The following is a 13,675-nucleotide window of genomic DNA, read 5'->3' on the forward strand; positions in this document are numbered from 1 at the left end:
GCCGTTCTCGATGGCTAGTGATTCATAGGTGCGAATTGAGCGGGTTTCAATGCGCCGCTTCCACCACCTGTGGTGACACATGCGGTTTAGCGCACCAACAAGCGAGACTTGCTGCGATATCGCAGCGGGTTGGTAACCCTCGGCCTCAAGATGGCTGCATAGTGCCCGATACGCCTGGTGTGTATCGCCGTAGCCCTGGCGGATACGCTTACAGGCCCGTGCCTTTATGTGGGCGCAGTTTTGAATCTCTTCCTCGGTCATGCTGAGGATGTTGACGTCGGGGCCAGTTCTCGAGGAGTAGCGCAGAAGGTTGAGGTTGGCCTGCCGCTTTCCCTGTTTGTCCGCTGTCAGTTGATACCTGTCCGCGATAGCAGAGGCTATCTCGGTCGGGTATCGATTAAGCTGGTCAAGTAGGAAGTGCCGATCCAGGTCGGTCGAGTCCGGTAATCGCCACAGGAGCTCGACCGCTGGATTTGCCTCAAATGGTATGGGTGGATGGATATCGGTTCGAGGTTGGCTCCAATCACGGTACATGGTCAGCCTCGGTCTGATGTGGAGGAGCGGGTGGCCTGTTCAATGTAGGTGTCCAGGTCTGCCTGGCGGTACCGGACAGCCCGGGATCCGACCTTTACAAAGGGGATGCGTGCGCCTGCCCAGCGGTCACGCTCAAGGAAGGCTTTGCTCACTCCCAGAAAACGGGCGGCTTCAGTGGTGTTGAGCAGTTGTTGCGACATGGTTGTCTCCTGATTGAATGAACTCGTAGGAGACAGTGATGTTTTTTCAGGGGGGATGGAATGTGCCCGCTGAGTAGGCGTATACGTATGCTAAGTACGCATACGCGGATACTTGGCATACGTATATATGTAACCTCTGCGGCGGGCGGGGATTCTCCGGTGCGGCGCTAGGATCTACGCTGATGTTGGCCGATCCAGGTCGCGAACCGGTGCCAGGGCTCATCAGTGGTGAGCAGGCCCTTCAGGTCGTCGGGGAGTGTTTTCCAGATCTTTTTGCCCGCCTGGCGATTGCTCATCTGTTGGTATTTTTTGGTCCACTCGTCGATAACAAAGGTTTTTAGCGCCGCGTATTTGGCCGCCCGGCGCTGACCCCCACGGGCATGGATTTTCTGTTTGTCAATTTGCAACTGGTGGAGCGCTTCGGCCGTTGAAATCGCCTCGGCGGCGGATAGCAGGTATTCAAGCCGGTTGTTCTCGCGTTGGGTATCGACAGTACTGGGGTCTACACCGATCGAGGTGACAAGCTGCTTCATCTCTTCGTCGCCCGAGTCATCAAGCGCCAGGCCGATGTAAGCGAGGGAGAGCAGGGCAAAATACTCTGGCCACTGGGCCTCGGGGAAGGTGGCCTGGTCTTTGATGTCAAAAAGAGGCATGTAGGAGCGGAGGGCGTTGGTGCTGGTTATGACATAGGTGTCACGGTCTGACTCGTCGGAGAGTGCCTCATCTGCGGCCCGTTCCTCAATTTTTGTGCCCTCTTCGAGGATCCAGCTGAGGGTGTCCAGAGACTCTTTTAGTTGCTCATCAGTTCGATTGGCGAGCAGTTCGCGTGCCCTGATGGCAATCATCTCGACGTGAAAGCCATAAGGTGTTGAGGTGTCAATCTCCTCATTGAGTGGTGAGAAGTTATCGAAACTGTGTCGGATGCTCACTGCTGCCGCCTCCGGGTATCCAGGGGCACCACCTTCTCCGGGGTGCTGATCCCGATCGTATCTTTGAGAAAATCGGCCACCTGCTGCATCGGTGCGCGCAGCCGCTCGGGTCCGCTGATGATATAGCCGTCTGTCACATCGCTGCTGACCTTATGGTTAACCATCCGTTTCAGGATGTAGGGAGAGGTCTCCAGGCTTTCGGCAACGGTGATGAAGGTGCGGCGCAGGTCATGTACGGAGAACTCAAGCCCGGTTGCCTCGGTGACCAGGCGCATCTGGCGGCGGGGTTCAACCAGGTAGCCTGAGCCGTCGCGGTTGGGGAAGACAAATCGATTCACTGCCAGAAAGCGGCGCTCTTGCAGGAGCTCTATCGCCACGTCACAGAGGGGGAGTGTAAACGGTTCCCGGTTTTTGGGATCCGGCAAGAACAGGGTGCGATCCTCCAGGTCGATATGCTCCCACTGGAGCTGGGCGGCCTCGCTGTGGCGCAGGCCGGTGAACAGGACAAAGACCAGAAAATCGGCGATCACGTGGCAGGAGGTGAGCTTGTCCGGGGCCTTCAAGTCCTGCACCGCTTGATACCATGCGGCCAGCTGGTGCGGCTTGATGAAGGTCTGGCGCCGTTTGACCCGGTACCAAGCGCGGGTATGGTTCAGGTAGTCCACCGGGTTGCTGGGCAGAACGGGTTGGCCTTCCCCGTCCAGGTATTCGAAGCGGGCGAAGTTGAGGACCGATTTCAGGGTGCGGAATACGGCATTCGCCTGGGCCTTGCCGTTGTTCTCGCCGATCTCCCGGTGGCGGCGGCTGATCATCTGCAGGGTGATTTCCGTGATCGGCTTCTTCAGCCAGCTGCCGAGGTTGTTCTCCAGGTGGCGGGTGTAGTCGTTGACGGTCTTGGGTTTCAGGTTCTTGCGCGCCCTGAGAAAGTCGTCGAAACACTGCCGCAGGGTGACGGCTCGGGCCTCCCGGGTGCGCTTTTCCGCGATGGGATCATTGCCCATGGCGATCTGGGCCAGCTCCATCTGGGCCTTGCGCCGGGCCTGTTCCACGGTCAGGGGGCCGAACTTGCCCAGGGTGATGCGGCGTACCCGGCCCTTGATCCGTTTTTCGACGATAAAGGACTTGGTCCCCTTCTGGGTGATCCGAAGGGCAAAACCGGGCAGTTCCGCGTCCCGGATAAAGGCTTGGGTCCTATTAATAGGTGGGGGTGCGGTTTCCACCCGTTTTTTGGTCAGTTTGACCGGCTGATTATTTTTAAATGTAGACACAATGTAGACACCTGGATTCAAATTCCGGCGAAGAGTGTAATACGGTTTCAAACAGGAAGGCAAGAAAAAGTTAATAAAAACAATGGGTAATAAAACAACCGCAAAGAATTTCAAACAGCTTAAAAAATGAATAAAAATCCTTTGTAATCAGCAGGTCGCGGGTTCGACTCCTGTCGCCAGCTCCATATTTTTCAGCGGCTTAAAAATTATGGCCGCACCTTTTTCTCTTTCAAGCACCCATTAGTTTCTAGGTCATAGTCAGCCCTTGGGGTAAAAGTGCCCGGCTCAGTCCTTCAGGGGCGAATTGACGGCTTGATTTTGGTTTCCATATTGACCTGTTGAGCCTGCTCCGGGTTTGTTATCGCAACTGTGGCAGGAGTGAGGAAGGGATTGGCCAGCATCCATGGCAGATTCATGTGTTTATGTTCCTGGAACCCTTCCAGTCCTATCACCATGTTTTTATGCCCGGCGGCCGGTTGAGCGACATAGGTTCCAAGGGCGCGATCCCAAAAAGAAAAAACCGAACCAAAATTAGCGTTGGCTTCAATCTTCTCAATGGAGTGGTGCACGCGGTGTAGGTCTGGAGTAACGATTACCCTACGAAGTAGCCTGTCCAGGTCCAACGGAACACGTGCATTGCCGTGAACAAAGTAATTCATGGCAATTAACAGTAACTCTGCCAGCATTACAGAGACGATGGGGACACCAAATGTGGCAATTATTACCATTCTCCAGCCGGTGGCGAGTATCCCCTCAAGCGGGTGAAAACGAAATCCTGTGGTGACGTCGTAATCCATGTCGGCGTGATGCATGCGGTGCAGGCGCCACAGAATGGGTATTTGGTGCATCATGCGGTGCTCGATGTATTGGGCAAAATCCATGATGATGACTCCCGCGACAACTACCCATAGCCCATCGTGTCCAAGGACGTTAAATACCCCCCAGCTCCGGGTGAAGACCATTTGTGAGAATCCTACCGTTAGTGCGGGGATTAGCAGGTACGTGGCCGCAGCGCTGGTGATGAATACGGCGAAGTTGTTTGTCCAACGGCGTAGTGTGGAGACAGACCACTCGCGCCGCGGAGCGGCCATCTCCCAAAAGGCAACGGCTAGAAAGCCGCTGACATACGTAACGCTGGCCAGCAGCCACCAATGTTCGGTCAGAAAGTCTTCCACAGCGGTCAGTTACTGCACTGAAGTGAGGGGTTGGATACATCCAGCGTGAGCAGCGCGGTGCTGCCCACGTGTGGCTGGATCACTTTCTGCCTTTGAATTTACCAATAATAAGCGCGGCCCCCACACCTCCGGCGAGCAATAACAGCGTGCTTGGTTCCGGAACAGCCTGGAAAGTGGCAAAAGCGGGGGCTGAAAGCATGGCCATAACCGCTATCGATACAACCTTTTGGGCGGCGGATACATAAGAGTGTTTCACGCTAACGTTCCTCGTCTTGGTTTATGAATAGGGTGATTACTTTACCCAGCAGATTCTGTGCCGACTGACATTTGTCATTTAATTACAGTCGGTTATGTTTTGTTGGAGAAGGGGTAGAGGTTTGGAGTGTTAAAAATTCTGACAGAATAGGTTGGTTTTATTTGTTTAGGTATCCGCGCGCTGAAATGTGATCCATAGATGGCAGGGTTGGCCCTGCGCTTTGCCGATACTCTTCTCTGGGCAAGGAGGAGGGGGGAATTTGGCAAAATGCTGCGTTTGTTAGCGCTTTCACTCGCCTGGCGTACCACGCCTTCTCTACTTTGCGGCTATTTCCATTTCTACTGCAGGGAAAATTCTTAAAAAATAAGCACGAAACTTTACCACTGGGGTTGGATTTCAGGTTAAAATAGCCGGCTATTTATGGCTGGGTTGCCGTGGCGCTGCTTTTCTTCGGGTGCTGAGCGGGGCAATTCATCTCGTGCTACCACCAGCATCTGGCACGTTTATCATATTGTCGTGGGTCTGCAGATCGCCCGGACCAGCGACTCAGATGGGGAGGCTTGAGTGGAGGGGACATCGCCCTGATATTCCCGTCTCCTGGGTAATGTGTGTTGGTGGTCACCAGATACTAACATTTAATGTCTAACTCTAGAGTACGAACATGACAGATCTAACCCTTTACCGAAATATCGGTATCTTCGCTCACGTAGATGCTGGTAAAACGACCACCACCGAGCGCATCCTGAAATTGACAGGTAAGATCCATAAGATCGGTGAGGTGCACGATGGTGCGGCAACCACTGACTTCATGGAGCAAGAGCAGGAGCGTGGTATTACCATCCAGTCTGCAGCTACTTCTTGTGAGTGGAACAAGCATCGACTGAATATCATCGATACCCCGGGACACGTTGACTTCACTATCGAGGTATACCGTTCTCTGAAGGTGTTGGATGGTGGCGTGGGTGTATTCTGCGGTTCTGGCGGCGTGGAGCCTCAGTCCGAGACCAACTGGCGCTATGCCAACGAGTCCGAAGTGGCGCGTATCATCCTGGTCAACAAACTGGATCGTCTGGGCGCCGATTTCTACCGGGTGGTTAAGCAGGTCAAGGACGTGCTGGGAGCCAATCCGCTGGTCATGGTTCTCCCCATCGGTACCGAGGATGAGTTTGTCGGCGTGGTCGATTTGCTGACCCGCAAGGCCTGGGTCTGGGATGAGTCCGGTGATCCTACCAACTACTCCCTGCAGGATGTGCCGGCCGATATGGTCGAAAAGGTCGAAGAGTATCGTGAGATGCTGGTTGAGACCGCTGTTGAACAAGACGATGAGCTGATGGAGAAGTACCTCGATGGTGAAGAACCGTCCATCGAAGATCTGAAACGCTGCATCCGCAAGGGCACCATTGCTCTGGATTTCTTCCCGACCTACTGTGGTTCGGCGTTCAAGAACAAGGGTATTCAACTGGTGCTGGATGCAGTGGTCGACTATTTGCCGAACCCCACTGAAGTGGAGCCCCAGCCCGAAGTGGATCTGGAAGGTAACGAGACCGGCAAGTTTGCTATCGTTGATCCGGCAAAACCCTTGCGCGCCCTGGCGTTCAAGATCATGGATGACCGCTTTGGTGCCTTGACCTTTGTGCGTATCTACTCCGGCGTACTGGAGAAGGGCATGACGGTGCTGAACACCTTTACCGGTAAGACCGAGCGTATCGGTCGTATTGTTGAGATGCATGCCGACTCCCGTGAAGAGCTGACCCGTGCCCAGGCCGGTGATATCGTTGCCGTGGTCGGTATGAAGAACGTCAAGACGGGCCACACCCTATGTGACCCGAAAGACCCGGCGACCTTGGAGCCGATGGTGTTCCCGGATCCCGTTATCGCCATCGCCATCGCGCCGAAGGATAAGGCCGCTGTCGAGAAGATGGGTATCGCCCTGAACAAGATGGTGCAGGAAGATCCCTCGTTCTATGTGGAAACCGACGAGGACAGCGGTGAAACCATCCTTAAGGGTATGGGTGAGCTGCATCTGGATATCAAGATCGATATCCTGCGTCGTACCCACGGTGTCGACGTGACGGTGGGCAAACCCCAAGTGGCTTACCGCGAAACCATTACCCAGCGGGTCGAAGATAGTTACACCCACAAGAAGCAGTCCGGTGGTTCCGGTCAGTTTGGTAAGATCGACTACATCATTGAGCCAGGCGAGCCCGGCAGCGGCTTCCAGTTTGAGTCAGTGGTGGTCGGTGGTAACGTGCCGAAAGAGTACTGGCCGGCTATTCAGAAGGGTTTTGCGACCAGCATGGACAAGGGTGTCCTGGCCGGTTTCCCCTGCCTGGATGTGAAAGTGACCCTGGTGGACGGTGGTTTCCATGCTGTCGACTCCTCGGCTATCGCGTTTGAGATCGCTGCCAAGGGTGCTTATCGCCAGTCTATTCCGAAGGCGGGACCACAGCTGATCGAGCCGATCATGAAAGTGGATGTTTACACACCGGAAGATCATGTGGGCGATGTGATCGGTGATTTGAATCGTCGTCGCGGCATGATCAAGTCTCAGGACACGGCCGCTACCGGTATCCGTATTAAGGCCGAGGCGCCGCTGAGCGAAATGTTCGGTTACATCGGTGATCTGCGTACCATGACCTCCGGTCGTGGCCAGTTCTCGATGGAGTTCTCGCACTACCTGCCATGTCCCAGGAATGTCGCTGACGATGTCATCAAAGAGACCTTGGAAAGAAAGAAGTAATTGTTAGAGCTAAGGCCGGGCGACGAGAGTCGCCCGGCCTTTTTTTTTTGCCTGGGGATAATGTGGAGGGGCGAATAATTCCTATCCTACGGTCAAATGCCGCTGGTATGCGGCTCTCCATTAGCCTTTTTGTGTCGAGTATGAGGTGCAGTTTGTTTCGTTGCGCCCTGGGGATAGGGCGTAAAGTCTATCCGAGCATCTAAGGCATAATATTCCTTAAAGATTTTCTGTCTTGGGCCGAGATAAGATGTTACAGGGATTCCCGGATACCGATACCGATACCGATACCGATACCGTTGGCGGGCAATACCGTTTAGAATTTCCGGGAATTAAGCATATAAAAACTCCCCTTGTGATATGTTTGAACGACGGGAGAGTCTGGGGAATCGAATTTTGATCTGTACGGCCATTTTATCTGCACGTGATCTTTTCATGGGCAAGCGTTGCCCGGGATCCCGGCATGAGTGACCTTAAGGATGACACGACCACTATCCTGACGATCGACGACGAGCGTGCGATCAGGGAGAGCTTTCACCTCTATCTGGAAGATTATGGCTACCGGGTGATTGAAGCCGACAATGGTCGGGCGGGTATAGCACTATTCGATTCCATCAATCCCGATCTGGTACTGGTTGACCTGCGAATGCCTGAAGTGGATGGATTGCAGGTGCTGGAGTATGTGGTCAACAAATCCCCTGATACGCCGATTATCGTGGTCTCAGGAACGGGGGTGATTGATGATGTGATCGAAGCACTTCACCTCGGTGCCTGGGACTACATGCTCAAACCGGTGCAGGATCTCTCGGTACTGCTTCATGCGGTCAAAAAGACGCTAGAACGAAGTTACCTGACAAAAGAGAACCGGGCCTACCAGCAACATCTTGAAGAACAAGTCAAAAAGCGGACAGAAGAGCTTGAGCTTGCCAATGCGGAGATGCAGGAAACAAACCGGCAACTCATGCAGAGCGAGGAGAAGTACCGGTCGATTTTCGAGAGTCTGACGGATGTCTATTTCCAGGTGGACCTCGCCGGCCAGATCGAGGAGTTATCGCCATCGATCGTAAATAATCTCAATTACCAGCGTGAGAAGATGCTGGGGGCGCGGTTATGGGATTTCTTTTCAGATCAAGCCCATTGCGACATGATGCTGGATCAGCTTGAACAGGCGGGTATGGTGACTGACTTTGAGGTCGCCTTGATAGATCACGAGGGCGCGAAGCGCCCTTGTGCCATTACCGCTACCCGGGAGCAGGCTCCAAACGGTGATGGACGAATCTACGGTGTGTTTCGTGATATTACGGAACGAAAGCTGGCTGAGGCAAAAATTGAGCATCAGGCTTATCACGATAGCCTTACCAATCTGCCCAATCGGAGCTTGTTGCTGGATCGCCTGGAGTTGGCCCTTAACCGTTCTAAGCGACATGGCTATGAGGGTGCGCTGCTGCTGATCGACCTGGACCGTTTTAAGACGATTAATGACTCTCTTGGGCACAGTGTCGGCGATCAGCTCCTCTGTGAAGTATCGGAACGTCTAGCCAGCGTGCTGCGGGAAGAGGACACGGTGGCGAGAATCGGCGGTGATGAGTTTGTGGTCCTGCTTTCCGATGTCGCCAGCGATACCCAGGCAACGGCGCGACGGGCACAGGGAATTGCGGAAAAGATACGACAACTGCTTTCTCTGCCCATTCGCATCCGAGATCATGAACTCTATATCACTCCCAGTATCGGTATCACCCTGTTCCCGATGCATCAAGAAGATGCGGATGCGGTCTTGAAGCATGGCGATACCGCCATGTATCAGGCCAAGGCGGCCGGACGAAATACCATACGCTTTTTCCTGCCGGGTATGCAGGCGGATGCCGATGAGCGATTGAGCCTGGAGAAGGACCTACGGGTGGCTTTGGCGAATAATCAGTTGCGACTCTTCTATCAGCCGCAAATAGACGCCGCCGGCGCCGTGTGCGGCGCGGAGGGACTTTTGCGCTGGGATCATCCGGAACACGGGCTGATCACCCCGGATCGCTTTATTCCGGTGGCCGAAGAGACGGGATTAATACTGCCAATAGGCGAATGGGTATTGCGCACTGCCTGCCGCCAAATCACCCGCTGGAGCAATAGTGAGCGGGGTGCTTTGCTGGGGCATATTGCTGTCAATGTCAGCCCTTGGCAGTTCCGGCAGCCGGATTTCCCCGCCCAGGTTGAGCGCATACTTGCTGAAACGGGGGCGGACCCCAGTCGTCTTGGCTTGGAGTTGACCGAAGGTGTGGTCATCGACAATGTCGCGGACACGGTGGAGAAGATGGCTTCCTTTAAATTGCTGGGCGTCAAAATCTCCATCGACGATTTTGGTACCGGGTATTCCTCACTCTCCTATCTCAAAAAATTGCCACTGGATATCCTGAAGATTGACAAGAGTTTTGTTGAGGAGGTGACGGTGGATGAGAGCAATGCGGCGATAGTGGAAACGATCATTGCCATTGCGGATCATCTTGGGCTTGAGGTGATTGCGGAAGGGGTCGAAACCCAGGATCAACTGAAATTCCTGCTGGCGAAAGGGTGTGGTCGATATCAGGGTTACTATTTTAGTAAGCCTCTACCCATAGAGCAGTTTGAGGCTTATATGACAGCGGGTGTCGACGCCGACGTGGGTGCCGACGTTGTCTGAGCCGTATCGGATTTTGGTGATTGATGATGAAGCTTCGATTAGGGAGAGCCTAAGCGCTTTTCTTGAGGATTACGACTATGTCGTCGAATCGGCGGAGAGTGCCGAGGAGGCACTGGACATGCTTCAACGAGAGCGGTTTGACGTGGCCATAGTCGATATGCGTTTGCCGGGTGAAAGTGGTGATGTGTTTATTGTTAAGGCTGCGGCGCTTATGCAAGATCTGCGTTTTCTGATACACACGGGATCCGTCGAATTTCATCTTACTGATATATTGAAAAATCACGGAATAACCGCGCAACATGTGTACCTGAAGCCCCTTGATGACCTGACGGTTCTTGTTGAAGGTGTCAGGACGTTGTTGAATGAGAAGCGATGATCGACGGGCATTTTTTTGCCTAGGGATGAGCCGACTGCTTGCGCGTATAAGTAGTTGCCGGCTTATTGTTCTATGTTTTTTCCTTCTGCTATTCCCGCTGAATCTATTTGCGAGTCACCCTGATCAGAAACAGGTTCTACTGATCAACTCCTATCACCAGGGTATGACCTGGGTGAAAGATATTGAACGTGCCGTGCGGGACGAACTATCACCGGAAAACGGTCAAGTGGTGCTGCAGGTGGAAAATATGGATACCAAGCGCCATTACAGCCAGGCTTATCTGCAGTCATTAGCAAGGCATTTTGCGGAAAAATACCGTGACAGGCCGTTCGATTTGATACTGGTTTCCGACAACCATGCCTATGATTTTATACGGGCTCATCGGGACGAGCTCTTTCCTGGCGTACCGGTCTCGTTTGCCGGCGTCAATGACTTCAACGATGAGCAAATAAAGGGCATCTCCGGTATCACCGGTGTTGCGGAGATATTTGATGCGCCGGCAACGGTGGAACTGGCACTGCGCCTCTTTCCGAAGACACAAGAAATCTACATTATCAACGATTATCTGAAGACGGGGCGCGCCTGGGAGTCGGAGATCAGGCGCCAGTTGAAACCGTTTGAAGGCCAGCTGCATATCACCTATGCCGACAATCTGTCCTTGGATGAACAGCACGAACGAATCGCCCAACTACCGGCCAATTCAGTGGTACTTCTTGGCGTCTATTTTTCTGATCGGGAGGGATTTCAATCTACCTACGAACAGATCGGTGAGGCACTGGCCAGCGCCAGTCAGGTACCGGTTTTTTGCCTGCTGGAATTCAATGTCGGAAAACATATTATCGGTGGTAACGTTATCAGCGGTTACTATCAGGGCCAAGTGATGGCCCAGCTGGGTAAGCGCATCCTCAGGGGGGAGCCGGCTGGATCGATTCCTGTCGTCAAGCAGGGCGCCAACCGTTATATATTCGATTTTAATGCATTATCACGCTGGCATATATCAGCGGAGTCGCTGCCGTCTGATGCCATCATCATCAATGAGCCCTGGTCATTTTATAAAGCTTACAAAATAGAGATATGGGTGGCGCTCCTGTTAGTCGTGATTCTACTGGGTACCATCGTTATTTTGATTTTCAATATCCGCACGCGTATAGAGGCCGAGGCCAGATTGCGGGAGAACAAGCAGCGGTTTCAGGGAATCTTTAACCAGACCTTTCAATTCATAGGCCTCCTTTCGCCGGAAGGAGTGGTTCTGGATGCTAATGAAAGTGCGTTGAATAGTTGCGGTGTTACCCTGGATTCGGTCTGTGGGATGAACTTCGCGGATACCCCCTGGTTTGCCCATTCCGAAAGTGAGCGGACAAAGGTTGCGAACGCCATTGAATCGGCTGCGCAGGGACATTTTGTGCGGTTTGAGACTTCCCACTACACTCGAGATGGGCGGTTGCTCAATATGGATTTTTCCCTCAAACCGATATTGGATGATCAGGGTGTAGTAACGCTTTTGATCCCTGAAGGAAGGGATATCAGTGAGTTAAAGGAGGTCCAGGCGGCATTGGAACAGTCTAGAGACCGACTGGAAATGCTGCTTGCCGAACAAAACTTCCTGTTGAATAACATCAACGATTTCATCTATCGACACGATTTGAGCGGGAATTTTCAGTATGTGTCACCCAGCGTAAGGCGAATAACCGGTTTTGACCCTGAGGAGTGGCGTGGCAATTATGCAGATACCCTCACCGATGCTCCGATTAACCAGCCCGTAAAAGAGATTACCGACCAGGCACTGCGCACCGGCGAACCCCATCCTCCGTATGAAATTGAGATACGGCACAAAGAGGGTCGGTCAATCCGTCTTGAGATCAGTGAGCGCCCTTACCGCCAAGCTGGAAAAATTGTCGGCATGGTCGGGGTTGCCCGGGATGTCACCGACCGCGCCGCGGCCGAGAAGGCCGTGCGTGATCTGAACCAATTTCAGCAGACCATTATTGATAACGCCGAAGTCTGGTTGGCTGTTTATGATGAGCAGGAAAATGTCGCTATCTGGAATAAGACTGCCGAACGGATCAGTGGCTATACCCGTGAAGAAGTGGTGTCGCGCCGACATATCATGAAACGGCTTTATCCCGACACAGAGTACCTGAATGAAATTAGTTCAGTGGTGTTGCCGGCGATCGCCGCCAATCATTCGTTAGAGAACTTTCATACCCGCATTGTCTGCAAAAATGGCATGCAACGGAGCATGGTATGGAATATCCGGGCGCTGAGTGAGACCGCGGGGCGACCAGGATCCATTACCATCGGTCTGGATGTAACCGATAGGGAGGCGTCGGCTCGCGAAGCAATGCAACTGCGTAACTATTTGCAGAATGTGGTCGACTCAATGCCTTCCATGCTCGTGGCTGTCGATGAGGGGTGTCGTATCGTACAGTTGAACAGTGCGGCAAAGGCCTGTGTGGGAGTGAATCCGGATGAGGCTGTTGGAGGTCTGCTGGACGAAGTTTTTCCGCAGATTTCAATAGACATGGACAATATTAGAAGTGCCATGTCAACCGGCCAACCCGCTACCAGTGCAAGGCGTGTCAGGGGCATAGGCTCGGGTTATATCTATGAGGATATCAGTGTCTATCCTCTGGCCGGAGAGGCTGGCGGTGCAGTGATCCGGATCGATGATGTGACGGAGCGGGTGCGTATTGAGGCACTGATGATTCAGTCGGAAAAGATGCTCTCTGTGGGTGGTTTGGCATCTGGCATGGCCCATGAAATTAATAATCCCTTGGCCGGGATTATTCAGAATATTCAGGTTATGCGGAATCGTTTTAATTTGTCGTTGGAGGTCAATAAGAAAGTGGCGGTTGAGTGTCAATTGCCGCTGGATGCGTTGCAAGCTTACCTCGATAGACGGGGCATCTATAAGATGATGGAGAATGTCTCCCAGTCGGGACTGAGGGCGGCCCGTATTGTGGAGAATATGCTGAGTTTCAGCCGAAAAAGCAGTGTCGACTACAATCCACAGGATATGCCGAAGTTGGTGGATGTCACGATTGAATTGGCATCCAACGATTATGATCTGAAGAAAAAATATGATTTTCGAAAAATCAAGATTAGGCGCGAATACGCAAAAAATTTACCCAAGGTGGCCTGTGAAAGCGGTCAGATTAAACAAGTTATTCTCAACCTGTTAAAGAACGGCGCGCAGGCCATGTTTCAACCCGGGGCGGACGTCGCGGAGCCCTGTTTTACTATCCGGCTGTTTAGGGTCGGTGAGCGGGTTCAGCTCGATATCGAGGACAATGGTCCGGGTATGAGCCCTGAAGTCCTCAAGCGGGTATTTGAGCCCTTCTTTACTACCAAACAGGTGGGGGTCGGTACCGGCCTCGGTCTGTCGGTATCGTATTTTATCGTTACCGAAAATCACAACGGTACCATGAAGGTTCAATCATCACCCGGCCAGGGAGCCTGCTTTTCTGTGCAACTGCCGATTCGTCGGCCATCCTTGTGACGGCCTGTGCCAGGCCAATACCGGGTATCCATG

Annotated in this window: 10 protein-coding genes; 4 read left to right on the plus strand and 6 right to left on the minus strand. The window is 53.1% G+C overall.

Annotated features, from left to right (window positions below; genetic code table 11):
* The 6 genes from ACQY5R_RS14030 to ACQY5R_RS14055 all read right to left on the minus strand — a co-directional run.
* Positions 1–534 (minus strand): hypothetical protein (locus ACQY5R_RS14030; RefSeq protein ID WP_428609535.1); only part of this gene is annotated, 534 nt, incomplete at its 3' end.
* Positions 535–536: 2 nt separating this feature from the next.
* Positions 537–734, minus strand: a complete 198-nt coding sequence (locus tag ACQY5R_RS14035) for a helix-turn-helix transcriptional regulator (RefSeq protein ID WP_428609536.1) — start codon at positions 732–734, stop codon at positions 537–539.
* Positions 735–901: 167 nt separating this feature from the next.
* On the minus strand, positions 902–1,663 hold the full coding sequence (locus ACQY5R_RS14040) for a hypothetical protein (protein WP_428609537.1): 762 nt from the start codon (positions 1,661–1,663) through the stop codon (positions 902–904).
* Complete coding sequence (locus ACQY5R_RS14045) at positions 1,660–2,931, minus strand: tyrosine-type recombinase/integrase (protein ID WP_428609538.1); 1,272 nt, start codon at positions 2,929–2,931, stop codon at positions 1,660–1,662. The genes ACQY5R_RS14040 and ACQY5R_RS14045 overlap by 4 nt, the downstream gene beginning before the upstream one ends.
* A gap of 293 nt (positions 2,932–3,224) precedes the next feature.
* Complete coding sequence (locus ACQY5R_RS14050) at positions 3,225–4,106, minus strand: sterol desaturase family protein (RefSeq protein WP_428609540.1); 882 nt, start codon at positions 4,104–4,106, stop codon at positions 3,225–3,227.
* A 79-nt stretch (positions 4,107–4,185) separates the two neighbouring features.
* Positions 4,186–4,311 carry a PEP-CTERM sorting domain-containing protein gene (locus ACQY5R_RS14055; protein WP_428609619.1) on the minus strand — a complete coding sequence of 42 codons (126 nt, stop codon included), beginning with the start codon at positions 4,309–4,311 and terminating at the stop codon, positions 4,186–4,188.
* Between the two features lie 712 nt (positions 4,312–5,023).
* On the opposite strand from ACQY5R_RS14055, the gene fusA reads away from it, so the two are divergent.
* From fusA to ACQY5R_RS14075, 4 genes are all read left to right on the plus strand, one after another.
* Positions 5,024–7,102, plus strand: coding sequence for an elongation factor G (gene fusA, locus ACQY5R_RS14060; RefSeq protein WP_428609542.1), 2,079 nt, complete (start codon positions 5,024–5,026; stop codon positions 7,100–7,102).
* A 460-nt stretch (positions 7,103–7,562) separates the two neighbouring features.
* A complete protein-coding gene (locus tag ACQY5R_RS14065) occupies positions 7,563–9,767 on the plus strand; it encodes an EAL domain-containing protein (RefSeq protein WP_428609543.1) in 2,205 nt (734 codons plus the stop codon).
* A gap of 16 nt (positions 9,768–9,783) precedes the next feature.
* Positions 9,784–10,143 carry a response regulator gene (locus tag ACQY5R_RS14070; RefSeq protein ID WP_428609545.1) on the plus strand — a complete coding sequence of 120 codons (360 nt, stop codon included), beginning with the start codon at positions 9,784–9,786 and terminating at the stop codon, positions 10,141–10,143.
* A 172-nt stretch (positions 10,144–10,315) separates the two neighbouring features.
* Positions 10,316–13,642 carry a PAS domain S-box protein gene (locus ACQY5R_RS14075; protein ID WP_428609546.1) on the plus strand — a complete coding sequence of 1,109 codons (3,327 nt, stop codon included), beginning with the start codon at positions 10,316–10,318 and terminating at the stop codon, positions 13,640–13,642.
* Positions 13,643–13,675: the final 33 nt, after the last annotated feature.

It is taken from the genome of Sedimenticola sp. (assembly GCF_050289425.1).
Lineage (GTDB): Bacteria > Pseudomonadota > Gammaproteobacteria > Chromatiales > Chromatiaceae > Sedimenticola.